This is a genomic window from Streptomyces sp. NPDC059917 (genome assembly GCF_042730635.1).
In the GTDB taxonomy this organism is placed as follows: Bacteria; Actinomycetota; Actinomycetes; order Streptomycetales; family Streptomycetaceae; genus Streptomyces.
Map to the genome: position 1 here is coordinate 37486 of NZ_JBHWLC010000003.1, position 24860 is coordinate 62345.

At 73.0% G+C, this 24860-nt stretch carries 20 protein-coding genes; 7 read left to right on the forward strand and 13 right to left on the reverse strand.

Features of this window, described 5'->3' with window-relative positions; genetic code table 11:
- Positions 1-46 precede the first annotated feature (46 nt).
- Entirely contained in the window at positions 47-754 is a 708-nt protein-coding gene (locus ACFWAR_RS02430; RefSeq protein WP_385772576.1) for a HEAT repeat domain-containing protein, read from the reverse strand.
- 227 nt (positions 755-981) lie between these two features.
- On the opposite strand from ACFWAR_RS02430, the gene ACFWAR_RS02435 reads away from it, so the two are divergent.
- On the forward strand, positions 982-2313 hold the full coding sequence (locus tag ACFWAR_RS02435; protein WP_385772410.1) for a lanthionine synthetase LanC family protein: 1332 nt from the start codon (positions 982-984) through the stop codon (positions 2311-2313).
- A 135-nt stretch (positions 2314-2448) separates the two neighbouring features.
- Here ACFWAR_RS02435 and ACFWAR_RS02440 read toward each other — a convergent pair whose 3' ends face one another.
- From ACFWAR_RS02440 to ACFWAR_RS02455, 4 genes are all read right to left on the reverse strand, one after another.
- Complete coding sequence (locus ACFWAR_RS02440) at positions 2449-3726, reverse strand: VWA-like domain-containing protein (protein ID WP_385772411.1); 1278 nt, start codon at positions 3724-3726, stop codon at positions 2449-2451.
- Positions 3723-5030 carry an AAA family ATPase gene (locus ACFWAR_RS02445; RefSeq protein ID WP_385772412.1) on the reverse strand — a complete coding sequence of 436 codons (1308 nt, stop codon included), beginning with the start codon at positions 5028-5030 and terminating at the stop codon, positions 3723-3725. The genes ACFWAR_RS02440 and ACFWAR_RS02445 overlap by 4 nt, the downstream gene beginning before the upstream one ends.
- A 56-nt stretch (positions 5031-5086) precedes the next feature.
- Positions 5087-6460, reverse strand: a complete 1374-nt coding sequence (locus ACFWAR_RS02450; protein ID WP_385772413.1) for a hypothetical protein — start codon at positions 6458-6460, stop codon at positions 5087-5089.
- Between the two features lie 195 nt (positions 6461-6655).
- The gene (locus ACFWAR_RS02455; protein ID WP_385772414.1) at positions 6656-7669 is read right to left on the reverse strand and encodes an amidase domain-containing protein; all 1014 of its coding nucleotides are present in this window, start codon (positions 7667-7669) and stop codon (positions 6656-6658) included.
- 378 nt (positions 7670-8047) lie between these two features.
- Between ACFWAR_RS02455 and ACFWAR_RS02460 the strand changes: the two genes are divergently transcribed.
- Positions 8048-9391, forward strand: a complete 1344-nt coding sequence (locus tag ACFWAR_RS02460; RefSeq protein WP_385772415.1) for a hypothetical protein — start codon at positions 8048-8050, stop codon at positions 9389-9391.
- A gap of 16 nt (positions 9392-9407) precedes the next feature.
- Here the strand turns inward: ACFWAR_RS02460 and ACFWAR_RS02465 are convergent, their stop codons facing one another.
- The 3 genes from ACFWAR_RS02465 to ACFWAR_RS02475 all read right to left on the reverse strand — a co-directional run bounded on the left by ACFWAR_RS02465 (position 9408) and on the right by ACFWAR_RS02475 (position 13741).
- The gene (locus ACFWAR_RS02465; protein WP_385772416.1) at positions 9408-10598 is read right to left on the reverse strand and encodes a cytochrome P450; all 1191 of its coding nucleotides are present in this window, start codon (positions 10596-10598) and stop codon (positions 9408-9410) included.
- A 185-nt stretch (positions 10599-10783) separates the two neighbouring features.
- Positions 10784-11353 carry a GNAT family N-acetyltransferase gene (locus ACFWAR_RS02470; protein WP_385772417.1) on the reverse strand — a complete coding sequence of 190 codons (570 nt, stop codon included), beginning with the start codon at positions 11351-11353 and terminating at the stop codon, positions 10784-10786.
- 240 nt (positions 11354-11593) lie between these two features.
- Positions 11594-13741: a transglycosylase domain-containing protein gene (locus tag ACFWAR_RS02475; RefSeq protein ID WP_385772418.1), complete on the reverse strand. Its 2148-nt coding sequence runs from the start codon at positions 13739-13741 to the stop codon at positions 11594-11596.
- A gap of 182 nt (positions 13742-13923) precedes the next feature.
- On the opposite strand from ACFWAR_RS02475, the gene ACFWAR_RS02480 reads away from it, so the two are divergent.
- Complete coding sequence (locus ACFWAR_RS02480) at positions 13924-14271, forward strand: PadR family transcriptional regulator (protein WP_385772419.1); 348 nt, start codon at positions 13924-13926, stop codon at positions 14269-14271.
- On the forward strand, positions 14268-15158 hold the full coding sequence (locus ACFWAR_RS02485) for a hypothetical protein (RefSeq protein ID WP_385772420.1): 891 nt from the start codon (positions 14268-14270) through the stop codon (positions 15156-15158). The genes ACFWAR_RS02480 and ACFWAR_RS02485 overlap by 4 nt, the downstream gene beginning before the upstream one ends.
- 50 nt (positions 15159-15208) lie before the next feature.
- On the opposite strand, the gene ACFWAR_RS02490 is transcribed toward ACFWAR_RS02485, so the two are convergent.
- Positions 15209-15985 carry a class I SAM-dependent methyltransferase gene (locus ACFWAR_RS02490; RefSeq protein WP_385772421.1) on the reverse strand — a complete coding sequence of 259 codons (777 nt, stop codon included), beginning with the start codon at positions 15983-15985 and terminating at the stop codon, positions 15209-15211.
- Between the two features lie 257 nt (positions 15986-16242).
- On the opposite strand from ACFWAR_RS02490, the gene ACFWAR_RS02495 reads away from it, so the two are divergent.
- Entirely contained in the window at positions 16243-16698 is a 456-nt protein-coding gene (locus tag ACFWAR_RS02495) for a hypothetical protein (RefSeq protein WP_385772422.1), read from the forward strand.
- A 162-nt stretch (positions 16699-16860) separates the two neighbouring features.
- Positions 16861-18432 (forward strand): purple acid phosphatase family protein, encoded by a 1572-nt coding sequence (locus ACFWAR_RS02500; protein ID WP_385772423.1) that lies wholly within the window; start codon positions 16861-16863, stop codon positions 18430-18432.
- Between the two features lie 54 nt (positions 18433-18486).
- Here the strand turns inward: ACFWAR_RS02500 and ACFWAR_RS02505 are convergent, their stop codons facing one another.
- Positions 18487-20799: an FdhF/YdeP family oxidoreductase gene (locus tag ACFWAR_RS02505; RefSeq protein ID WP_385772424.1), complete on the reverse strand. Its 2313-nt coding sequence runs from the start codon at positions 20797-20799 to the stop codon at positions 18487-18489.
- A gap of 244 nt (positions 20800-21043) precedes the next feature.
- The gene (locus ACFWAR_RS02510) at positions 21044-21739 is read right to left on the reverse strand and encodes a DUF3152 domain-containing protein (RefSeq protein ID WP_385772425.1); all 696 of its coding nucleotides are present in this window, start codon (positions 21737-21739) and stop codon (positions 21044-21046) included.
- Between the two features lie 259 nt (positions 21740-21998).
- On the opposite strand from ACFWAR_RS02510, the gene ACFWAR_RS02515 reads away from it, so the two are divergent.
- On the forward strand, positions 21999-22883 hold the full coding sequence (locus tag ACFWAR_RS02515) for an aminoglycoside phosphotransferase family protein (RefSeq protein ID WP_385772577.1): 885 nt from the start codon (positions 21999-22001) through the stop codon (positions 22881-22883).
- A gap of 33 nt (positions 22884-22916) precedes the next feature.
- Here ACFWAR_RS02515 and ACFWAR_RS02520 read toward each other — a convergent pair whose 3' ends face one another.
- Positions 22917-24191 carry a GDSL-type esterase/lipase family protein gene (locus tag ACFWAR_RS02520; protein ID WP_385772426.1) on the reverse strand — a complete coding sequence of 425 codons (1275 nt, stop codon included), beginning with the start codon at positions 24189-24191 and terminating at the stop codon, positions 22917-22919.
- Positions 24188-24826 (reverse strand): TetR/AcrR family transcriptional regulator, encoded by a 639-nt coding sequence (locus ACFWAR_RS02525; protein ID WP_385772427.1) that lies wholly within the window; start codon positions 24824-24826, stop codon positions 24188-24190. Before ACFWAR_RS02525 ends, ACFWAR_RS02520 begins: the two co-directional genes overlap by 4 nt.
- Positions 24827-24860 lie beyond the last annotated feature (34 nt).

Genomic DNA, 24860 nt, shown 5'->3' on the forward strand with positions numbered 1-24860 from the left:
CCCATCCCCTGCCGGCGGCGCTTCAGCCCCTGCCGAGGCCGCGAAGTCAACCGCGAGCGTACCCAATGCCCGGGCCGCCGAGGGCCACGCGCAGGGCGGGGTCGGCGGACTCGTCGAAGGTGGTGGCGAGATGGCGCAGTTCCTCCCGTCGTTCCCGGTTCCCGCGGCCGGTCAGGGCCGTGGCCCAGGCCACCCGGTCCGCGGCGGCGATGCCGGCCGTTTCGTGGAAGAGCGCGTACAGGGCGTACCAGCGGACGGCCGCGTCGTCGTCCTCGGCGAGTTGGAGCAGGGCCTCGACGACCCGGTCCTGCGTGCGGTCGGGATCGGCCAGCTCGGGCAGGGCCGCGGCGACCCCGAAGCGCACCGCCTGCTCCGCGTGCGACCGGTGACCGAGGACGAGGTCGAGGCTCTCTCGGGCCCCGTGGTAGCCGAGGACGGAGAGCATGTGTCCGAGGACCCAGTAGTCGGGCTCGCTCGCCAGCTCCGCCACGACGACCTCGATGGTCTCCGTGCGAAAGGGCCGGCTGCCGTCGGCGGCGCGGGGGCCCAGCTCGCGCAGCACCCGCGCCCCCAGTTCGCGCCGCGCCGGATCGTCGTGGGCCAATAACCCGGCGGCCCGCTCGAAGACCTCCCGGGTGGGGCGGTCGTGCAGGAGGAGCAGGGCGGGGGCGGGCCCCTCGTCGTCCCGCTCGATCTCGGCCAGGGCGCTCGCGAACAGCTCGTCCGTGGACGCGCCGACCCCTCCGTCGGCCATCACGGCCACGCACCTCTCCCCCGTTTCCCGACGGCCACCGGACGCCGGACGAACGACCAGTATGGGGTGGACCGCCGCCGGTGGCCCGGAATTTCGGTGCGGGGCGGTAACGCCTGGTCCTGCCGGTATCCGACCTGCCCTCCGGGGGCCCCCGCGACCGCCGGAACTGACGGAGCGGCGACACCGCACCGCACTGGCCGGTGATCCGGCGGTTGTAGCGTGGCCTGGTGAGAAGCGACGTCTATCGGGATGTGGGCGAGGCCGCCTGGTCGTGGGTGCTGGACCACGTGCGCGAGGACGAGGGCCCGTGGCTGGTGCAGGCCGTGGTGGAGGGCGGTCCTGAGGCCACGTCACCTGCCCAGGACCGCGACTCGCTGTACGCGGGGATCGCCGGACTGGCCCCGGTGCTGGCCGAGATCGAGCAGTACCGGGCGGTGGGCGTGCGGGAAGCGGCGCTGGCGACCGGCATCGTGACCAGACTGTCGGCACAGGCCGGGCAGCGAACGGAACCCTCGCTGTACGACGGCCTCGCGGGCGACGCGACGGCGCTCAGACTGCTCGCCCCGGGCGAGGAAGCCGTGGCACTGCGGCGGCTGGCCGCCCTGGCGACCCGCGACGGGTGGAAGACCACGCTCGACTTCGAGCCGGGCTCCGACGCGCCCCTCACCGACGTCATCATGGGCACCGCCGGCGTGGTGATGACGGCGGTCTGGGCGAAGAGCGAGTTCACAGACGCGATCGCGACGACGGGAGGCGAGGCCCTGCTGCGGGCGGCGGACCGCACGGAGGCGGGTCTCGACTGGGGCATGACACGGGGGGCGGCGTCGAGGGCGCCGAACTACTCGCACGGAACTGCTGGGGTCGCGGCCGCTTTGGCGGTCGCGGGCGCCGCCCTGGACCGCGAGGACTTCGTCGAGGCAGCGGTCGCGGGCGCCCGGCACGTCCTCTCGGTGGGGTCGTTGAAGGATGCGGGCTTCGTCGTCCCGCACACGATCCCGCCGTCGCGCCGGGAGGTGGAACCGGTGACGTACACGTGGTGCCACGGCCCGGCAGGCACCTCGCACCTGTTCACCGCACTGGCGCACGCAGGGGTCACCGAGGTGGCCGGCCACGACGTCGACGAACTGCGGCACCGCTGTATGACCTCGATCCTCACCTCGGGCCTGCCGCAACGCCTCCGTCCCGGCTTCTGGGACAACGACGGCCGCTGCTGCGGAACGGCAGGCGTCGGAGACGTCCTGCTGGACGCCGCCCAGGACTGCCGGGCGCCGGAGAGGAGACAGACCCTGCTGCGGGCCGCGCACCGGATGGGTGACGCGTTGGTCGACCGGGTCATCAGGGATGACGCGGGCGCCCGTTGGCGCTTTCTGGAACACCGCGAGGACCCGCCGCTGCTGCCGGCCCGGACGACGTGGATGCAGGGCGCGGCAGGCATCGCGGCCTACCTTCTGCGCCTCGCCCGGTACGGCGAGACCGGCCCCGACGCCCCGGTCGTCGACCGCCCGGACCAGTGGTGGGCCGTGCCGGCACACCTGCGCACTACACGTACGGGTGCATGAGCACCCGGTCCCATAGGACACCAGCTTGGAGTCGGCGACCATCAGGAAGTCGCGCTCACCGGCTTCTCCACCACGGACGTCACCGCCGCTTCAAGGCGCTGACGCCGAGACCGTGGCGACCCGCGAAATACGGGCCTAACCGATGGTCACCACACGTGCCCACGTGGGCGGTGCGTCCGGCTCGTAGTCGGGGTTCTCCTCGTCCAGCGACCCGTCGGACGCCTCGCGGGGGAAGAGGCCCACCACCGTCCGGCACGGCGGAGGAGTCGCGGGCCAGGGGGTCTGGCCGTCCGTCAGCACCACGATGACGTCGGGGCGGGGGTGCACCCGCAGGGCCGCCGCGAAGCCCGAGCGCAGATCCGTGCCCCCACCGCCGACCAGCGCGATCCCCTCGGCGCCGCACAGCGCGTGCACGGTACGGGCCGCCGCGTCGCACGACACCACGGTGACCAGATCCCGACGGCCGCCCACCGCGCGGGAGATCGCCGCGACCTCCAGCAGGGCGCCGCCCAGTTCGGCGTCGCTGACCGACCCGGAGGTGTCGATGACCACGCAGACCCGCGGCGGCCTGCGGCGCAGGCTCGGCAGCACCACCCCGGGCAGACCGGCCGAGCGCCGCGCGGGGCGGCCGTAGGTGTAGTCGTCGCCCGCGCCGCAGCCGGTGGCGGCCGAGCGGACCGCCGCCCCCAGCAGCTCCCGCCACGGCTGCGGCGGGTGGAAGACCTCCTCGGCCCAGCGCCGCCAGCTCCTGGGGGCGCTGCCCGGGCGGCCGGTGATGCCCTGGGCCACGCGGAACCGGACCGCGTCCCGTTCGTGCTCGGTGAGGCCGTGCGCGCCGTCCGGCCCCAGGTCCCACGCGCGGTCCGACCCGTCGGCGCCGCTGCCGCAGTCCAGCCAGACCATGTCCTGGGTGAGCGGCCCGAGTCCGAACTGGCGCAGGTAGTCCTCCATCAGTTCCCCCGGCGCGAGCCCCAGGGTGCCGGGCAGGACGGCGCCCTCGGGCCGCACCAACCCGTCCCCGAACACGTCGTCGTTGATCTCGCAGTCGGCGGCGATGTTCATCCGCAGCCGTTCTCCCGGGCCGCTCAGGCCCCGCTCCCGCGCGACCCGGTCGCTGCGCCCGTGGTGGTCGCGCAGCAGGTGCGAGACCTCGTGCACCCAGACTCCGGCCAGTTCCTCCACCGGCGTCCGGTCCACAAAGGCCGGGGAGACGTAGCACCGCCAGTGCCGGTCGACGGCCATGGTCGGCACCCGCCGCGTCTCCACGACGTGCAGGGCGAACAGCGCCGTCGCCAAGTAGGGGCGGACCCGGGTGGCGTGCAGCCGGGCGGCGTAGAGCTTGTCGAGGTCCAGGGCTCCCGGAGTCCCGTACGCGGTCGGGGCGCTCGGGGCGCGCCGCGCGCCGCCGCTCACCAGGACCCGCCGCCGTGCGTCGCGGCAGCGGCCCGGGCCGTCGCGCGGTCCGCCCGACGGGACAGCGACACGGCTCCGGCGAGCCGCTCGATGGAGGCCGGGACGTCCCACTCGTCCCGGCGCAGCGAGGCGAGCGCGGTCGCGGGGACGACCACCAGGTCCGGTGCCCCGGTGTCCAGCGCCTTGACCAGCAGTTCCCACGCGGCGTCCCAGCGGGGCTTGTCGGGGCGCGCCCGTACCGCCTCCACCACGGCGTCGAGGCAGGCCTGGCGCAGGTCGCCGCGTTGCGGGAGGTCGGCGCCGGCCGGGTCGGCGAGCAGGGTCTCGGGGTCCGGCAGGTCCAACCGGTCGATGGCGGCCAGGAGTTCCAGTCCGGGACCGTCGCCCACGGCGCCGCGCACCAGCAGGGAGAGCACCTCGCGGGAGGAGCCGGCCGCGGTCGCGAAGGCGACCAGGGACAGGGTCATGTCCCAGCTGCGCGGGGACGGCCAGGGGCCGCCCCGGCGCGCTTCGCCGCCGGGGAGCCGGTGCACCAGCGCGGGGCGGGCGGCCAGGAGTCCGCACACCGCGCGGCGGGCGAAGTCGACGGCGTGCGGCAGCCGTTCCGGGTCGAGGCGGGGCAGCGTCGCGCGGGGCCAGGTGCCGCCCAGTCCGCGGACCACGACCTCGTGGTCGTGCGTCCACTGGAGGTGGACGAACCGGTTGGCCAGCGGCGGGCTCAGCTCCCACCCGTCGGCCGCCGAGGCGCGCGGGTTGGCGGCGGCCACGATCCGCACTCCGGGCGGCAGGCGCAGTGCGCCGATCCGCCGCTCCAGTACGAGGCGGAGCAGGGCGGCCTGCACCGCGGGCGGCGCGGTGGACAGTTCGTCCAGGAACAGCAGTCCGCGCCCGGCCTCGACCAGGCGCACCGCCCAGTCCGGCGGGGCCATCGGTACGCCGTGTCGCGCGGGATCGTCCCCGATCACGGGCAGGCCGGAGAAGTCGGACGGTTCGTGGACGCTGGCGATCACGGTGGTCAGCGGGAGGTCCAGGGACGCGGCGAGCTGGGTCAGGGCGGCGGTCTTGCCGATCCCCGGCTCGCCCCACAGGAGGACGGGGAGGTCGGCCGCGACGGCCACGGTCAGTGCTTCCAACTGGACGTCCGGGCGCGGCTCGGTGGTCGTGTCGCGCAACAGGGCGAGCAGTTCGGCCGCGACGTCGAGCTGCGCGGCAGCGGGCGCGGCAGCAGGCGTGGCAGCGGGCGCGGTAGAGGGCGCGGGTGCGGGCGTGGCAGCGGGTGCGGAAAGGGGCAGGGAAAGGGTCATCTTCATCACCTGTGCAGCGTCGTGAGGGGGACGGCGGGACGGGGTGGTCCGCCGGTTCAGCGGGTGGTCGCCCGCCGCGGCCGCGTGCGGGCGGCGGGGAGGAGGCGCCCCGGGGGCGGGTCCATCAGGCCCGCCCGGAACAGCCCGTACGTGATCCGCCGGTCGGCGGCCGCTTCGAGTTCGTCGCGCAGGGGTCCGCCGCGCAGCAGCACGTCGGGCCCGAGCAGGCCCTCGACGACGGCCAGTGCGCCGGCGGTGTCCCCGTGGTCGAGGCGCTCGCGGACCCCCGCGAGGCAGTCCGGGCGGCGGTGTGCCAGGTCGATCTCCCGCAGGCAGGGCAGCGGGGTCCCGGTCAGCGCGACCAGCAGTTCCTCCCGCCGGATCTCGGCCGGGTCGTGGTCGAGCGGGGCCAGGACCCCGTCGACCAGACCGATCCGGTGCCGGGCCCCGCGGCATTCCACCAGTCGCGGTCCGGGCTCCGGCGCCGGGGCGCCGGACCCGGCGGGCGCCCGGTGGCCCGGTACGAGCGCCGGGGCGACCAGCGGGTGCAGTCGGTCGGCTCCGATCAGCCCGGCCGCCAGCAGCTCCAGGTCGGGCGGCACCCAGGTCGACGCGTCGGGCAGGAGCGGCGGCTCGGCCGTGCCGCGGGCCGCTCCCGCGTCGCGGTGGCGGTACCCGTGGCGGTGCCGGTCCAGGTCGACGTGCAGGTCCAGTCGCTCCCGCGTCCCGAGCCGGACCGTGACGGTACCGGTGGACCGGCCCTCTGCGCGCAGCAGGATGCCCGCCTCGGCCACCCACCGGTGCGCGGCCCAGGGTTTCCCCGGCGGGAGCGGACCGAAGGGGGCGTGTTCCCCCGCGGTGGCGTCGTCGATGGGCGGACCGACCCCGGAGCGGATCCGGAAGTCGTCGGTGCGCCGCGCGTCCCACAGGTGCCGGTGCAGGTCGAGCCGGAAGCGCGGGTGGGGTCGGGCGTGCGGGTGGCGGCGGACCGCGGCGTCGGAGCCCCGCGGATCCCAGAGCGCGAGGCTGATCCGCTGACCGGCGTCCGCCCAGGCGGGCGGGGTGCGGGCCACCAGGTGCAGCGGGCGGGGACCGTCGGGTCCCGGGGCCTCGTACCGGGCCAGGGCCACGGTCAGTCCCGGGCGCAGCAGTCCGTCGGGGGCGACCCGCGGCAGGTGCCAGCGCAGCAGGTCGGGTGCGAGGTGGCGCAGGTCGGTCCGGATGCGGGCGGCGAGTTCGCCGCCGTGGGCGCGTGCCACCTCGCGCGGCCGGAGGTCGACGTCGACGTTCGCGGCGGCGCAGGCGGCGGCCCAGTCCCCGGCGAGGCGGCGGGCGGTCGCGGTTTCGATCATGGAGGGCGGCACGGCGTACTCGCGCACGCGCAGCCAGCGGGTCAGGCGGGAGTTCCCGGTCGCGGTGTCGGTGGGCATCAGCACTCACCTTGCGCGGACGGGTCCCCCGATCTCTGCGTCGTTTCGGTGATCATCGCGGCGAGCGTACCGCTCTCCCGAGGGCGTCCGCCAGGGATTTGTGCCCGGGATCCGCGGGCCGGGCGCCGTGCGCCGCTCGCCCGCCCCACCCCCGTCCCGGCGGACCGGCCAGCGGCCCGCCGGGACGGGGACCCGTCAGGTGCGGTAGGCGAAGTACACCGCGTTGGGGTACGAGGCGATCAGGCTCGCCAGGGACTTCCGGTAGGTGTTCGTCGAGTGGTACGTGAGGTAGGGCGTTCCCGCACTGCTCCGGTACGTGACGATCATCGAGTGGTCCTTGGACCCGTCCCGGTTGAAGTCCATCTGCAGGATGTCGCCGACATCCATCTGGTAGACGTAAGCCAGGTTCGGAGCACGGTTGTTGGAGTTCGTGAACCATGCCCACTCGTTGGCGCCCGCCCAGGAATCGGTCTGGAGGGAGCCGTCGTACCACCAGTTGCGGTAGTCGTGGGTGGTCCCCGAGACGTTCTTCCAGCCGCCCGCCTTCAGGGACTGGCTGATGAAGTTGGTGCAGTCGCCGCCGGCTCCGTTGAACTGCCGGTACGCCGGGTTGTAGTTCTTCCAGTACTTCTCGGCGTAGGTGGCCATGGCCGCGTAGTCGTACGCGCCACCGGTCTTCGCCTTGGGCTTGGCCGGCGCGGGGTACTTCGTGGACGCCGGGGTGCCGTCGGGGTAGGTCTGGCCGTCGTCCTTGACGACGGCGGCCTTGGCCGGGGTCGGCTCGTTGACCGCGACCGGGCCGTTCTCCTTGGAGGCGATCGAGGTCAGCTCCCAGGCGCCGCCCGGCTTGCCCACGAGGTTCAGCTCGTAGCGCGTACGGAAGCCGGTCGTCGTCGGCTCGTCACCGCGGACCTTCTTGTAGGTGAGGGTGGTCTCCTCGGTGACCTGCACGACCGCCTTGCCCTTGGTGACCGTGGCCTTGTCCACGGCGACCTTGGTGTCGGCGGCGCTGTAGGCCTCGCCCAGCGCCTTGAGGCGCGTCTTGCGGGAGCGCAGCGACGAGAGCGCTTCGGTCTCGTCCTTCTGCAGCTGGGGCGACATGCGCGTCTTCTGGCCCGAGGAGGCGGGGCGGTGGCCCGGCTGTTCCTCGACGAGGGCCTCGGTGCGCTGGGAGAGCACGTCGTCGGCTATGCGGGCGAAGGCCTTCATGTTCGCACTGTTCGCGGCGTGCGTCTGAGGAGCCTCGCTCGCGGAGGAGGAGGGCAGGAATGCGTACGACAGAACTCCGGCCAGAGCCACGACGCCGACGGCGGCGGGTCTGAACGTCTTTGGTATCACAATAGTTCCCCTTGTCACCGGTCCACACGAACCGGCGGGCGGAATCCTCGCACAGCCGACGTCCCCGCAGAATTCCCCCCGCACGACCCCGTCCGGATCGGTGCCCGCCTGTGCCCCCGCTGTGCCCTCACTGTGAGACGGCGCGCGCGGGGGGTCCGGAGTGCGGTAGACATGCAGACAAGTTCTATATTCGTATGAACAATCCATGCGCGGCGGGGGCTGCGGTAACCACGGGGGAAGACAGCTGCCATGCCTGACACCGACGACGCCCCGGACCTCTCCGCGACGGAATCCCGGGCCGCCCTCAAGGCCGCGCGCAGGGCCCGCGAGCGGGCGCGCAACCGCAAGCGCATGGGGGTGGGCGCCGGCGCGGTCGCCCTCTGCGCGGCCACCGCGACCGCCTACGCCCTCACCCTCGGCGGCGGCTCCGCCTCCGGCGGGGACGAGAAGACGGCGGCCGCCGAGCTGTCGGGCGGGCAGAACGGCAAGGCCGCGGCCGCGCGCGAGGAGGACAAGAACTGGGACGGCAAGGTCAAGGTGCTGGGGGACGGCTCCACCTCCTACACCGGGCCGCAGCCGGGCCAGCTCAAGCCCGAGAAGCTCAAGCCCGGCGAGAAGCCCCCGCAGTTCGTGGTCTTCTCCTGGGACGGCGCCCTGGAGGGCGACGACCACCTCTTCTCGCACTTCCGCCAGGTGGCCAAGGAGAGCAAGGCGCACATGACCTTCTTCCTCACGGGCATCTACCTGCTGCCCGAGAGCAAGAAGTCGCTCTACACCCCGCCGCAGCACAGCCCGGGCTCCTCCGCCATCTCCTACCCGACCGTTCCGCACGTGAGGACCACGCTGGAGCAGCTGCGCGGCGCCTGGGGCGACGGCGACGAGATCGGCTCGCACTTCAACGGCCACTTCTGCGGACCCAAGGGCGGCGGGGACTGGAGCCCCGCCGAGTGGAAGAGCGAGATAGACCAGACGTACTCCTTCATCAAGAACTGGAAGACGAACACCGGGTTCACGAACGTGGCCCCGCTGCCCTTCGACCCGGACCGCGAGGTGGTCGGCGGCCGCGCCCCCTGCCTGGAGGGCCAGAAGAACCTCCTGGAGGCCGTCAAGCCGTACGGCTGGCGCTACGACGCGAGCTCCTCGGGGGACTTCCAGCTGTGGCCGTCGAAGATAAACGGCATATGGAACTTTCCGCTCCAACTGGTCCCCTTGCAGAACAAGGAGAAGCAAGTCCTCTCCATGGACTTCAACTTCCTCTACAACCAGTCCGGCGACAGCACCAAGGGCGATCCCACCAAGTATCCGGAATGGCTTGAACAGACCCGTATGTCCTATCTGAACGGCTTCAACCGGGTCTACAACGGCAGCCGGGCACCGATGTACATCGGCAACCACTTCGAGGACTGGAACGGCGGCATCTACATGAAGGCCGTCGAGGACGTCATGAAGGACGTCTGCCCGCGCCAGGAGGTGCGGTGCGTGTCCTTCCGCGAGCTGGCCGACTGGCTCGACGTCCAGGACCCGAAGGTCCTGGCCCAGCTGCGCCTGCTCGACCCCGCACAGGCCCCGGAGTGGCCGACGCTGGTCAAGTAGCCCCGCGCCGCCGCGCTCACGCCTCCCAGGTGACCGGCAGCGACTTCACCCCGTGGATGTCCGCGGCCTCCGGGCGCAGCGGAACCTCCTCGGCGGGTACGGCCAGGCGCAGCGCGGGGAAGCGCGCGATCAGCGCGCCGAGCGCGACCCGCATCTCGATCCGGGCCAGCTGCGCCCCCAGGCACAGGTGGATGCCGTGGCCGAAGGCCAGGTGCCCGCCGTCCTCCCGCGCGAGGTCGAGCGCGTGGGGGTCGGCGAAGCGCTCCGGGTCGCGGTTGGCCGTGTTGTAGGACAGCACCACGGTCGTGCCGGCCTCGATGGTCCGGCCGCCCACCTCGACGTCCACGAGCGCCGTCCGCATGAACGACTTGGCGACGCTCAGGTACCGCAGCAGCTCCTCCACGGCCTTGTCGATCAGGCCGGGATCGGCGCGCAGGGCGGCCAGTTGCTCCGGGTTCCGCAGCAGTGCGAAGGCTCCGAGGGCCAGCATGTTCGCGGTGGTGTCGAAGCCGGCGGCGAGCAGGATCAGGGCGATCCCCCGCAGCTCCTCGTCGCTCAGGTCGCCGGCGGCGAGTTCGCTGAGCACGTCGTCGGTGGGGGCGGCGCGCTTGGCCGCCACCAGCCGCGCGAGGTACTCCTGGGTCGCGGTGTAGGCCGCCATCAGCTCCTCGTCGCCGGTCTCCCCGCTCATGAAGGTGTCGATCTGCTCCTGGAAGGAGTCCCGGTCCTCGTACGGCACCCCCAGCAGCTCGCAGATGACGATGGTGGGGATGGGCTTGGCGAAGGCGGTCACCAGGTCCGCCGTCGGCCCCGCCGCCTCCATCGCGTCCAGGCGCTCGACGGTGATCCGCTCGATGCGTTCGGTGAGCAGGCGCATCCGCCGCGCGGTGAACTTGCCCACCAGGGGCCCCCGGTAGCGGCCGTGCTGCGGCTCGTCCATGAGCAGGAACTCGCCGGGCGGCGCCGGGGGGAGGGTGAAGTCGACCACGTTCAGGAGCTCCTTGCGCGAGCTGAACCGCGGGTCGGCCAGCACGGACCGGACCAGGTCGTACCCGGTGACGAGCCAGCCGGGCGGGCCGCCGGGGTGGGCGTAGCGGCTGATGGGTCCGTGCTCGCGGGCCTCGATCAGCTCGGCCGGCGGATCGAAGGGGCAGCCGGGCCGACGTTCGCCCGCCGGCGCCGTGACGGTGTGGGTGGATCCGCTCATGACCGTTCCTCATCTCTCGACGTCTCATGTTCACGCACACCGAAAGCTACGTTGCGTTCACGAACTCGTCAATCAACAGAGGCCCATAAACTCGGGGATTCGCAGGCCAGTGACGGTGAATTGATGCAATGACCCCTACGTCGAACGCAACGGGGCGTTGCAATGGACTACGGTGAAGGCAACCGTCACCGGCGCAGGTCGAGCATGTGGAAGACCTTGTCGTAGCGGCGCGCGCCGACGGCGACGAAGTCCGGCAGGCGGCCGTATTCGGTGAAGCCCAGCGACCGGTACAGGTGCAGGGCGTTGGCGTTGTCCCCCCGGGCGTCCAGGGTGAGGACCTCGATCCCGGCCCGGCGGGCATCGGCGATCAGGGCCGCGGTCAGGGCCCGGCCGACGCCGTGTCCGTGGGCGGCGGCGGCCACCGCGAGCTTCTCCAGGTCGGCGTGCGGGCGGTGCGTCGCCCGGGCGTAGCGCTGCCAGTACCCCAGGCCGACCAACCGGTGTCCGACGTAGGCGGCGCGCAGGGCCGCGTCGCCGGTGAGCGCGGCGCGGACCACCCCGTCGAGCAGCTCGGCCACTTCGGCCGGGGAGGGCGGGTCGACCCATCCCAGGGCCGCGCCCGCCCGGACCAGCTCCGCCAGGATCCCGTGGGCGGACTCCGCGAAGTGTGCTCCGAGCGCGGGATCGCGGGTCAGCTCCGCCGCGTCGAGGAGAACGGGGCCGCCGGTGCCACCGTCGATCGTCATCGTGTTCATGATCGGCACCCTACGAGGCCCCGCCCACCGCGAGGGGGCCCTGACCACCGGGGAGCGGGGGCACGGCGAAGGCCCCGGTCTCCTTGCGGAGGCCGGGGCCTTGATCGAGCGCTGGGCAGGCCTTGCACCTGCATCCCCCCACAGGAAGTGGGGTGCCTTTCCTTGGACCACCAACGCGTGCCCCACCGCCGGGGATCCCGGCCGCGAGTACAAGATCAATCGTAGCGCATCCCCGAGGGGTCACCGCACCGCCTTGATGTACTCCGCCCACAGCTGGACCGCCCGGTCGCTGCCCGGGGTACCGGGCGCGTCCGCACCCAGGCCGGTCAGCGGCAGCGGGATCAGGTCGGTGAGGGACATCCGGTAGACCACCACGGCGGTGGACTCCTGGCCGGTGTTGGCGACGAACCAGCCCGCGGTGTTCGCCGCGGTCGTCCCGGTCTTGCCCGCCGTGCCCGGGCGCGTCCTGCTCACGGCCTTCGCCGAGCCTTCGGTGACGGCGTCCCGCAGGGCGCTGGTCACCGAAGCGGCCGCCGTCGCCGACATGGCGCGGGTGGGCTTGGGGGCCACGACCGGCAGCGCGCTGCCGTTGCGCGTGATCGAGCGCACCGAATAGGGCTCGGTGTGCATGCCGGCGGCGGCGAAGGTCTCGTAGGCCCCGGCCATCCGGATCGCGCTGGGCGTCGAGTTCTCCCCGAGCGCGAAGCCGGGCACCTGGGGGCCGAGGCTCGCGCCGAGCAGCCCGGCGCGCTGGGCCAGGCCGTCCACCCGGTCGAGTCCGACGTCGAGGCCCAGTTGCAGCATCGGGGTGTTCACGGAGTCGGCGACGGCCTGGCGCAGGGTCACCTGGCCCCAGCTGCGGGAGCCGTCGTTGCGGCCCTTGACGACCTTGCCGCTGCGGTCCCAGTAGGGGCCGTCGGGCGTCTGCACGGTGACCTGGTCGTTGCCGTCGTAGAGGGAGGTCGGGGAGACCTTGGTGCGGGGCTTGCCGCGCGTGCGCATCACCCCGTCGTCCAGCGCGGTGGCGTAGACGAAGGGGGTGAAGGCCGTGCCGACCGGGATGGTCGTCGCGTTCGACTCGTTGAAGCCCTGCTTCAAGTAGTCGGGTCCGCCGTAGACGGCGAGCAACCGCCCGTCGGGGGCGACGCTGGCCGCGCCGATCTTCGCGAAGGTGTCGGTGGTGGGCCGGTGCTCCGCGTCGAAGTCCTTCTGCGTCTTCTGCACGGCCGCGGTGAGCGCGTCCATCCGGGACCGGTCGAAGGTCGTGTAGATCTGGTAGCCGCCGAGGTCGAAGTCGGAGTCCTTGATGTGCCCCGACTTGATCGCGTACGCCTTGGCCAGCTCCACCAGGTAGCCGGACTGGCCGGTGGCGTCGCTGGCGACGGACCGCTCCACGGGGTCGGGGAACTTCGTGTACTTCGCGCGCTCGGCCGCCGTGAGGTTGCCGGTCTCGACCATCCGGTCCAGCGTCCAGCTCCAGCGCTCGACGGCGCGGGCCCGGTTCTCCTTGCTGATCGCCGGGTCGTAGAGGGCGGCGCCCTTGAGGAGCGAGGCGAGGAAGGCGCCCTCGCTGGCGTTCAGCTGGGAGACGTCCTTGCCGTAGTAGGCCTGCGAGGCGCGCTGGATGCCGTAGGTGCCCCGGCCGAACCAGCTGGTGTTGAGGTAGTCCTGCAGGATCTGCTGCTTGGTCTTCTGCCGGTCCAGTTTCACCGCCAGGAGGATCTCGGTGAACTTCCGGGAGACGGTGCGGTCCTGGTTCAGGTAGGCGTTCTTCACGTACTGCTGCGTGATGGTCGAGCCGCCCTGCGTCTCGCCCCCGGTGACGGCCGCCTTCACCGCGCGCAGGAAGCCCGAGGGGGAGACCCCGGGGTCCGAGTAGAAGCTCGCGTTCTCGGCCGAGAGGATGGCGCCCTGGACCGGCTTCGGGACCTTCGCCAGCGGCATCTCCTGGCGGCTGACCCAGCCCGTGCGGGCCATCTTGGAGCCGTCGGACCAGTAGTAGACGTTGTCCTGCTGCTTCGCGAAGGAGTTCAGGTCGTCGGGTATGTCCGTGACCGCGTAGGCGCAGCCGACGAAGGCGAGCGCGGCGAGGAAGCCGTACAGGCACGCGCCGAGCCACTGGCGCCAGGACGGGATCCACCGGCGCCAGTCGGTGCGCCCGGGCCGGGGGTAGTCCGGTTTCAGGCGCCGGGCGAGCGGGCGCGCGCGGGCGAGGAGCGGCGCGAGGGCGGGCGCGAGGGCCTCCCGGCGGGCGGCGACCCATGCGGCCGCGCCGGGGCGCTCGGTGCGGGGCTTGCGCCGACGGCCCGCCGGGGCCTTGCGCCCGATCCCGGCCGTCGCCCGGTCGTCGCCCGGACCCTGCTCTGCTGCCCCGCCGCGTCTGCTCACGCCGAATGTCCCCTCTGCTGCCGTACCCCCTCACCTTAAATCGCTCGTACGAACCGCCAGGACGCCGACCCGGCCGATGGGACTCCCGGCGGTCGGTCGGCGGACCACTGCCCGCCCCGCGCCCCCGCTCCCCCTCCCGCTCCGCCGCCGTTATATGCCGGTGGGTGACTTACGATGCGGACATGAGTGATCGCGCGATGCAGGAACCCACCCTCCTCCTCCTGACCGCGCTCGCGGACGAGCCCCGGCACGGCTACGCCATCGCCCGCGAGGTGGAGAAGATCTCGGACGGCCGGGTCAAGCTGCGCACCGGCACGCTGTACGGCGCCCTGGAGCGCCTGCTCGGGCAGGGGCTGATCGAGGTGCACGAGGAAGAGGTCGTGGACAGCCGCCTGCGCCGTACGTACACGCTCACCCCGGCCGGGCGGGAGGGCCTCGGAGCCGAGGCGAAGCGGATCGCCGCGACGGCGCGCGAGGCGACCCGGCGCCTGGGCGTCACCGGCGAGGCCACCGGCGGGGCCACCGCGTGAGTCTGCCGCTGCTGCGCCTGTACCCGGCGAGGTTCCGCCGCGAGTTCGGCGACGAGATAGCCGAGGCCTACCGCGAGGCCACCGAAGGGGCCGACCGGCGCACCCGTCTGCGGGAGGCCGCCGACATCGCGGCGCACGCGCTGCGGCTGCGCCTGGGCACGGGCTCCGCCCAGCCGGGCGGGCGGCTCTTCGCCGCCGTGTCCCCCTTCGCGCTGGCCGCCACGGCCTCGTACGCCGCCTTCAACCTGATCTCGACGGTCTCCGACTGGCAGATCAGCGACGATCCCGACTTCCTCGTGCCGCTCACCTACGCCACCAGCGGCAGCTACGTGGTGGCCCTGGTCGGCGCGGTCGCGGCGCTGTGCGGTCGCGCCTCGGGCGCCCTGTGGTCCCTGATCGGCATGGTCGCCAACGCCCTCTGCATCCTCGTCGTGCTGCTGCCCGCCGACCGGCCGGTGCCCTGGCAGCTCCCGGCCTTCCTGCTGCTGCCGATGGTGTCCGCCGTCCTCCCGCTGGCCTGCCCGCCGGACCTGCGGCCGCCGCGCCGGATCCTGAGCACCGCCGGGGTGGTGGCCCTGGCCCTGTGGGCCCCGCTCGCGGTCTTCCTCTTCGCCCTGCTCGACTCGAAGGGGATCGGGCTCTTCCTGCACTGGCGGTACGGGGTCCCCGTGCTCGCGGCCCTGGCGCTGGCGGGCCGCTCGGCCCTCTCCGGGCTCCGCACCGCGCCCCAGGTCGCGCTCGCCGCGCTGCCCTTCATGATCACCGCCTACTTCGGCGGCGTGCTGGACGGGGACAGCATCCCCTCCCTCCTCCTGCTGACCGCCCTCACGGGCTACGGCGTACGCCAGTGGCGACGCCGGGACTCGGGGACGCCCACGCCCACCTGAGACCGGCCCGCGCCCACTTGGCAGCGGCGCTCGGGGCCGTCCGCGCCGGGTCAGCGCGCGCTGACCCGGATCTTGGACTGGCCGTGGCCGAGCTCCTCCCAGTCGTCCATGAACCGGGCCGCGAGTCCGTGCCGGGTCGCCAGGGCGATCAGGGTCTCGGTGCGGTAGTAGAAGTCCTCGCGCAGCACCTGGTGCTCGGAACCGGTGGTGCGGTCGAAGGTGAAGTCGAAATGGCCTCCGGGCGCCAGCACCCGGCCGACGTGCGCGAGGCACTCGTCGATGACCTCGATCGGCGAGTGCGAGAACACGCTGTGCGCGTGCACGACGTCGAAGTGGGCGTCGGGCAGGAAGTCCAGCGTCAGGTTCCCCGTGATGGTCAGATGCGGGACCTTGTCCTGGAGCCCCCGCTCGGTCAGGGTCTCCTTCGCGGCGATCAGGATGTCGGGCGAGATGTCGATGCCGTAGTAGTGGCCCGGCTCCAGGTAGTCGATGAAGCGCCAGCCCGCGCGCAGGTTGCCGCAGCCTATGTCCAGCATCCTGGCGCCCGGCGCGAGGTCGTGCCGCAGCAGGTAGTCGAACTGCATCCGGCCGAGCGCGAGCCAGCGTTCGTGCGTCTGACTGCCCACGGCGGCCTCGGGATTGCGCCGCGTGTCCGAGGCCATCACCGCGCGGTAGTAGCTCACGTGGTCGGGGTGCTTGAAGGCCAACCAGCGGTCGCGCGCGGCCCGCTTCAGGTACGGGGCGATGCGGTGCGGGCTGCTCGCGGCGTACCGGACCTTGTGGGCGAGCGACGCCCGGTTGGCGACGAGGTTCTTCTTGCTGGCCATGCCTACTCCATCTCCGTCACACGCCGGGTCCCCGGCGGGCACGGCGGCGCCGACCGCCGCCGGACGACCGGGATTCATGTGGTCACTATATGTCGGTGAACGACATATGTAGTCACGGGGGGATACCTCGGGCTCCGGAGCGTTTCCCAGGGGTTTCCCGCATCCGTCCCCGGGAGGAGACGGCCGCCTCCTCGACGACCGAACCGGGGGGCGCCAGGCTCGGACCCGACCCGCTCCCCCGACGGAAGGGAACTCCCATGCACACCGCTCTCCTCAGGAGCCGCGCCCGAACCCTCGCGAAGACCGGCTCGGCGGTCGCGGTCGCCGCCCTGCTCCTGTCCGCGACCGCGACGGCCACGGCGCACGCCGCACCGGCCGCGCCCACCGGCCCCGAGGCGTACGTGCAGCGCTGCACGGACCTCGGCAACGGCACCCTGTGCATCGACGTCAACGGCCGGGTCGGCGCCCAGGGCGTCATCGGCGTCGGCTACTGGAAGCGCGCCGGGGACGCCGTCCACGTCCGGCTCGGCTGGCAGAACACCACGGGCGGCGGCGCGAACTTCAGCAGGAACGTGCACGGTCCGCTGGTCCCGGGAACCGACACCGGCACCGAGACCTGGCGGACCTACCTGGCCGCCGGCTGCGTGTACCCGCTGATCGAGGTGGTCGGCCAGGGCACCCTCAAGGGCAAGGAGGTCTGCGTTCCCTCCTGATCGGTCGGGGGGCGCCCGAAGGGGCGCTCCGACGGGGCGACCTGACGGGGCGAAACCCCCGTGCGCGGCGCACCGGATTCCAGGACGTCGCATGGGAATCTGTACCTCCCCCGTTCACCCTCCGGTGAGCCGCCCGTCGTCCGTGGAGAGGAGGTTCGCGCCATGGACCTTCCCCGCTTCGGCATCCCCGAGAAGCTCGCCGCCCGCATGAACATGGCCGAGCAGCACGACTACCTGCGCGCGAAGTTCACCCGGCGCGGCGCCCTGCGCGCGGGAGCGGTCACCGCGGCGGTGGCGGGAGCCGGACTGACCACCGGGGCGGCCTCCCCCGCCTACGCGGCCCCCACCGTGGTGACCTCCACGGCGCGGCGCGGCGTCGACGGCTCCCTGGCCGCCCCGTTCGGCCGCCACCTGCAGTTCGGCGCCGACCCCAAGACGCAGATGCGGGTCTCCTGGCAGACCCCCTTCGCGGTGAAGCAGCCGTACCTGCGCGTCGGCACCAGCCCCTGGTCGCTGAGCCGGAAGATCGACGCCGAAGTGCGGCACCTGAGCACCCCGGTCCTGAACGGCGGCAAGATCGCGGCCGCCGAGCAGTTCTACCTGCACGTGGGCCTGGACCGGCTGCGTCCCGGTCAGACGTACTACTACGGCGTCGGCCACGACGGCTTCGATCCGGCCGACCACCGCAACCTGGGCACCCTCGGCACCTTCACCACCGCGCCCGCGCGGGCCGAGAACTTCACCTTCACCGCCTTCGGCGACCAGGGCGTCAGCTACCACGCGCTCGGCAACGACGCGGTGCTGCTGGCCCAGAACCCGGCCTTCCACCTGCACGCCGGTGACATCTGCTACGCCGACTCCTCCGGCGCGGGAGCCCCGGGCGACAGCTACGACGCGCGGACCTGGGACCAGTTCCTGGCGCAGACGGAGACCGTCGCCAAGAGCGTGCCGTGGATGGTGACGACCGGCAACCACGACATGGAGGCCTGGTACTCGCCGCGGGGCTACGGCGGCCAGAACGCCCGCTGGTCCCTGCCGGACAACGGCCCGGACCCGGTCGGCCTGCCCGGCGCCTACTCGTTCGTCCACGGCAACGTCGGCGTCGTCGCGCTCGACGCCAACGACGTCTCGTACGAGATCACCGCCAACTTCGGCATCAGCGGCGGCAAGCAGACCGCCTGGCTCGACCGCCGCCTCGGCGAACTGCGCCACCACCGCGACATCGACTTCATCGTGGTCTTCTTCCACCACTGCGCCTTCTCCACCACCAGCTCGCACGCCTCCGAGGGCGGGGTGCGCGACGCGTGGGTGCCGCTCTTCGAGAAGCACCAGGTGGACCTGGTCATCAACGGGCACAACCACGTCTACGAGCGCACGGACGCCATCAAGGGCAACGCGGTGGGGCGCAAGGTCCCGATCGGCGAGCGCACCGACCCGACGCGGGACGGCATCGTGTACGTCACCGCGGGCGCGGCGGGACGCTCCTTGTACAGCTTCCCGGTGCCCGACTCGTACGAGGGCCACGTCGCGGACCGCGACAGCGTGGACACCTACCACTGGGCCAAGGGCGGGACGAAGGCGACCGAGACCGTCGAGTGGTCCCGGGTGCGCTACACCGACTATTCCTTCCTCGCGGTGGAGGTGGAGACCGGCCGCACCCCGAAGCTGAAGGTCAGCGCCCTCGCCGAAACGGGGCGGCGGATCGACCACTTCGAGATCCAGCGCGGCCGCTGAGCCGCCCCGGCGGGCCGGTGCGGTCGGCCCGGCCGGGGCGTCGGCGGTCGGTCCTCAGATCACCACGACCGCGTCCGGTCCGCTGTCCGGCTCGAAGCGGATGACGACCGACTTGTACGCGGGGGTGTTGCTGATGTCCGAGGTGTGGTCGAGGGGCACCAGGACGGTCGCCTCCGGCATGTAGGCGGCCGCGCAGCCCCGCGCCGTGGGGTAGGACACCACCTTGAAGTGGGCGGCCCGGCGCTCGCGGCCGTCGGGCCACTCGGAGACGAGGTCGACGTAGGCCCCCGCGGTCAGGCGGAGCGCGGCGATGTCCGCGGGGCTGACCAGGACCACGCGCCGTCCGTCGTGGACCCCGCGGTAGCGGTCGTCGAGGCCGTAGATCGTGGTGTTGTACTGGTCGTGCGAGCGCAGCGTCTGGAGCAGCAGCCGCCCTTCGGGGACGTCGAGCACCACCATGTCGTTGACCGTGAAGTTGGCCCTGCCCGTGTGGGTGGGGAAGCTGCGCGCGTCCCGGGGCGCGTGCGGCAGCACGAATCCGCCGGACCGGCGCACCCGGGCGTTGAAGTCGTCGAAGCCCGGGACCACCCGCTCGATGCGGTCCCGCAGCCGGTCGTAGTCGGCGGCGAACTCCTCCCAGGGGACGTCGTCGCCGGGGCCGAGCGCCGCGCGGGCCATCGCGCAGACGATGGCGGTCTCCGAGCGCAGCATCGGTTCGGGCCTCAGCCGCCCGCGCGAGGCGTGCACCCGTCCCATCGAGTCCTCCACGGTCACGAACTGCGGCCCCGCCTGCGTGCGGTCCTCGTCCGAGCGTCCCAGCGTGGGCAGGATCAGCGCGCGCCGGCCCGTGACCAGGTGGGACCGGTTGGGCTTGGTGGAGATCTGCACCGTCAGGGAGCAGCGGCGCAGGGCCTCCTCGGTGACCGGGGTGTCGGGGGCGGCGGCCGCGAAGTTGCCGCCCATGCCGACGAAGACCTTCACCTTGCCGTCACGCATCGCCTTGATGGCGCTCACCGAGTCGTAGCCGTGGTGGCGCGGCGAGGTGAAGCCGAACTCCGCGCCCAGCGCCCGGTGGAAGGCCTCGGTGGGGCGCTCGTAGATGCCCATCGTGCGGTCGCCCTGCACATTGGAGTGGCCGCGGACCGGGCAGACGCCCGCGCCCGGGCGGCCCACGTTGCCGCGCAGCAGCAGGAAGTTGACGATCTCCCGCAGCGTGGGCACGGAGTGCTTGTGCTGGGTCAGGCCGAGCGCCCAGCACACGATCACGCTCTTGGACTCCAGGACCATCCGCGCGGCCGCTTCGATCTGCTCCATGGGCAGACCGGTGGCGGCCAGCACCTCGTCCCGGTCGGTGGCGCGGGCGTCCCGCTCCCAGGCCTCGAAGCCGAGGGTGTGTTCGGCGATGAACTCCCGGTCGAGGACGGTGCCCGGGGCCTCGTCCTCCGCGCGCAACAGCAGCTGGTTCAGGGCCCGGAACAGGGCGAGGTCGCCGCCCGTACGGATCTGGAGGAACAGGTCGGTGAGCCGGGTGCCCTCGCCCACGACGCCGCGCGGGCGCTGGGGGTTCTTGAACCGCTCAAGTCCGGCTTCGGGCAGCGGGTTCACGCTGATGACCCGGCCGCCGTTGCCCTTGGTCTGTTCCAGCGCGGCCATCATCCGGGGGTGGTTGGTGCCGGGGTTCTGCCCGGCGACGATGACCAGGTCGGCGTGGTGGATGTCCTCCAGGGAGACGCTCCCCTTGCCGACGCCGAGGGTCTCCACCAGGGCGTCCCCAGTGGCCTCGTGGCACATGTTGGCGCAGTCCGGCAGGTTGTTGGTGCCCAGCCGCCGGGCGAAGAGCTGGAGTGCGAAGGCCGGCTCGTTCGGGGTCCGCCCGGAGGTGTAGAAGACGGCCTCGTCGGGCGAGTCGAGGGCGGCGAACTCCTCGCCGATGATCTCGTACGCCCGCTCCCAGCTGACCGGGACGTAGTGCGTGGCGCCCTCGTCCAGCAGCATCGGGTGGGTGAGGCGGCCCTGTTGTCCCAGCCAGTAGCCGGACCTGCCGAGCAGGTCGGCCACCGCGTGTTCGGCGAAGAAGGCGGGCGTCACCCGCCGCCGGGTGGCCTCCTCGGCCACGGCCTTGGCGCCGTTCTCGCAGAACTCCGCCCGGTGCACCCGGTCTTCCTCGGGCCAGGCGCAGCCGGGGCAGTCGAAGCCGTCCGGCTGGTTGACCCGCAACAGGGTGCGGGCGCTGCGCAGGACGCCCATCTGCCGCTGTGCCAGCCGCATCGCGGTGGTCACGGCGTGCACGCCGACGGCGTGGTGGCTGGGCTCCGTGATGCGGGGGGCGTCCTGGGCGGGGTCGGATCCGGGCGCGCGGCCGGCCATCGTGCTCCTTGGGTTGGTACCGGACCCGCCGCGCCGTGGGCGTCGTCCCGCGGGGCACGGTGGGACCGCCGGTGCGTTCTCCGTATCGGCCTTCGAAGGCTACGGGGACGGGAGCGGCCCGATCATGAGGCGAAGGCCCCGCCGTCCCCACGACCAAGGGACCCCCTTCCACGTGCCGAAGGCCCGTGCCGAAGGCCCGTGGGGCAGGCCCGGACCGCGGGCGTGTGCCGGGGCCCGGGCGCCGTCACTGCGTGTCGGGGCCCGTGAGGAAGGTGCCGTCCGCGGTGTAGGGCCAGGCGTTGGACACGCAGCCGTCCAGGCCCTTGATCTGCTGCATCATCACCGGCGCCGGTCGGCCGGGGCCCGGGCACCCCATGTGCCGGCGGTAGCCGATCATGTGACCCACCTCGTGGTTGATGATGAGGTGCCGGTACTCGGTGGCCGGTCCGTCGTACTGCGGCGAACCCTGCGTCCAGCGCTTGAGGTTGACGACGACTCCCCCGGTGATCTCGCAGTTCAGCTCCCCGCGGGTGTTGCCGACCGGCGCGCAGAGGGTGTCGGTGGTCTTCGGGGTGGCGATCTTGATGGTGACGTCGGCATCGGCGTCGACCAGCTGGAACCGGCCCTGGCCGTGCGCGGCCCAGCTCCTCGGGTCGGAGAGGATCGCCTGGATCTCCGTGGCCGCCTGTACGGGCGACACGTCGATGCCGTCCTCGACCTCGACCCGGTAGCGCCGCAGCGGCCCGCCGCTCCCGATGACGGCTCCGGACGCCTGCGCGCTGGTGAAGGTGCCGGGCCCGGAGGCGGGCACCGCGGGCGAACCGTGCCCGGGGGGCGGCGTGCCGCTCCCGGACCGCTGGGATAGGGCGAAACCGCCGGTGAGCGCCAACCCCAGGAGGGAGAGGGCGATGACCGGCAGTCGGCTGTGCCGCGCTGCCACGGTGTGGATCCTGCCTTTCCTGGGCGCCGGTCACGGCGGTCGGTTCCGCCGACCGGTGCGTCCTTCGAGCAGTCTGGGAGACCGACGTTTCCAGCATCGCGGGGTCACCGGTCGGGAACCGCACGATCATGTATCAACCGCGTATCAGGGCCCGGAGCGGTTCGCCGCGCACCTTTCGAGCGGGAAACCCGTTTGACGCCCGCGGTGCCCGACGGTCGGATGGGCTGCCATGAGCACAGACGCAGTGGGCACCGAACCGATGCACGCGGACTGCCACCCGATCGACGACGACCTCGTACGGCGCCTGGTCGCCCGCCGGTTCCCGCAGTGGGCCGGGCTGCCGGTGCGGCGGATCGCGTCGGGCGGCACGGTCAACGCCGTGTACCGGCTGGGCGGGACGAGGCTGGTCCGGTTGCCGCTGACGGCCGACGGCGCGGGGGACGTACCGCACGAGCAGGCGTGGCTGCCCCGGCTGGCCCCGCTGCTCCCGACGGCCGTCCCCGAGGTGCTGGGGGTCGGCGGGCCCGCCGAGGGGTACCCGTGGTCGTGGTCGGTGTACCGGTGGTTGGAGGGCGAGAACCCCGAGGCGGGGGCGCTGGACGCGCCCGGGGCACTGGCCGGGGACCTGGCCGCCTTCGTGGCGGCGATGCGGAAGGTCACGCTGGCACCGGCGCCGCGGGCCCACCGCGGCGGGCCGCTCGCCTCGCTCGACGCGGCGACCCGGGCGGCCCTCGCGGAGTTGCGCGGGATCCCGGGCGAGGCCGTCGACTGCGACGCGCTGACGGCCGTATGGGACGCGGCGTCGCGCGCCCCGGCGTGGGACGGACCTCCCGTGTGGCTGCACGCCGACCTCATGCCGGGGAACGTGCTGGTGCGCGACGGGCGGCTCGCCTCGGTGATCGACTTCGGGTGTGCGGGGGTGGGCGATCCGGCCTGCGACCTGTTCCCCGCCTGGAACCTGCTGCCCGCCGACGCCCGGGAGGTGTTCCGCACGGCCCTCGGCGTGGACGACGCGACCTGGCTGCGCGGCCGCGCCCGGGCTCTGTCCCAGGCGGTGATCGCGCTGCCGTACTACCGCAACACGAACCCGGCGATGGCCCGCAACGCCCGGCACGTGATCGGGGCGGTGCTGGCGCAGGGGTGAGGCCGCGGGCCCGGCCGGTCCCGGGCCGCGGGTTCAGGCGGTCGGGTCCGCGAAGGGGCCCTCGGGTGCGAAGGCGCGTGCGGCGAAGCGCTCGCCGATGCGGCGGTGGGTGGCCGCGTCCGGGTGCAGCTCGTCGGGCAGCGGCAGCTCGGCGTTGTCGGCCTCGCCGTACAGCTCGCGGCCGTCCAGGTAGTGCAGGTTCGGGTCCTCGACCGCCCGCTCGGCCACGATCCGGGCCAGTTCCTCCCGGACGACGCCGAGGGTCAGCTTGCCGCTCGCGCGCTCCGCCGGATCACCGGTGGCCAGGAAGCGCAGTCGACCGGCGCTGAAAGCGGCGTAGTCGGGGGCGCTGGGGCCCGGGGTGTCCTCGTGGATCGGGCACAGGATGGAGGACACCACCAGCAGCGGCACGTCGGGGTGGCCCTCGCGGATGGTGTCCAGGAAGCCGTGGACGGCGGGGCCGAAGGCCCGCAGCCGCATCACGTCGGTGTTGACCAGGTTGATGCCGATCTTGAGGCTGATCAGGTCGGCGGGGGCGTCGCGCATGGCGCGGGCGGTGAACGGGTCGAGCAGGGCGCTGCCGCCCAGGCCCAGGTTGGTCAGCTCCACCCCGCCGAGGGCGGCGGCCAGCGCGGGCCAGGTGGTGCTGGGGCTCGCGGCGTCGGATCCGTGGCTGATCGAGCTGCCGTGGTGCAGCCACACCCTGCGTCCGCGGTCCGGCGCGGGCTCGACGGGCGCGTCGGAGCGCAGGGCCACCAGGCGGGTGGTCTCGTTGTGCGGCAGCCAGATCTCCACGTCCTTGTCCGTGGCGGCGAGGCCGGTGAAGCGCAGGGTGCCGACCGGGCCGCGCTGTTCGGTGGTGGTGCCCGTCGCCAGGTCGATGGTCAGGGTGGCGCCCCCGGCGACACCGGCCCGCCCGGCCAGGCTGCCGTCGACCAGCAGGTCGTAGACGCCCTCCGGGCGCGGCGGGGCGCCCACGTAGACGCGCTTGGTGGGGAGGGTGTCGAGTTCGAGGGCGGTGGCCCGGGTGCGGAAGACGAGCCGTACGCCGGAGGGCTGCGACTGCGCCATGGCGAGCTGGCCGTCGGTGTTCTGGGCGCGGGCCCGGGCGGGCAGCCGGTGCGGCAGGAGGCCCTCTTCGGTGTGCTCCAGGTCCAGCGCTCCGCGCAGGAGGTCCGCAGTGATCCGCGTGGTGATCCACCGGCGCTCGGCGCGGCGACCGCCGGTGTGCGGAGCATCGCTGTTCGGGGCGCCGCTGTTGGGTGCGTCGGTGTTGGTTTCGTCGGTGTTCGTCGCGTCGGTGCTCATGGTGTCATCGGCCTGTCCGTCGAGGGGGCCGCATCGCTGGGATGCGGCGGGGCGCCACCACTGTGCGCCGGTGCGGTCCAGCTGCGCAGGAGGGCGTCCAGCCGGTCGAGGATCCACGACCAGGTCTCCTGCGAGCCGGGAGCGCTGTGGCTGAAGCCGCCGGACAGCTCCAGGGTGACGTAACCGTGGAAGACGCTCCCCAACAGCCGCACCGCGTGCGTCTGGTCGGGCTCCGTCAGGTCGTACCCGCGCAGGATCGCCCGGGTCATCCGGGCGTGCCGGCCGCCCGCGCTCGCGGCGGCCGCCTCCGGGTCGAGCGGGAACTGCGCCGCGGCGTACCGTCCGGGGTGTTGGCGGGCGTAGTCGCGGTAGACGTTCGCGAAGGCCGCCAGGGCGTCCTTGCCCGCCCGCCCGGCGAGGGCGACGGCGACCGCGTCGGCGAGTTCCTCCAGCGCGAGCAGGGCGATCCCGGTCTTGAGGTCGTGGGAGTTCTTCACGTGCGAGTAGAGGCTCGCGACCTTGACGTCGAACTGTCGGGCGAGCGCCGAGACGGTCACCTGCTCGAAGCCGACCTCGTCGGCCAGCTCCGCCCCCGCCCGCACCAGTCGGGCCGTCGTCAATCCCGCGCGTGCCATGTCCATCCCTCCATCAACCTGAAGCCATTATGGA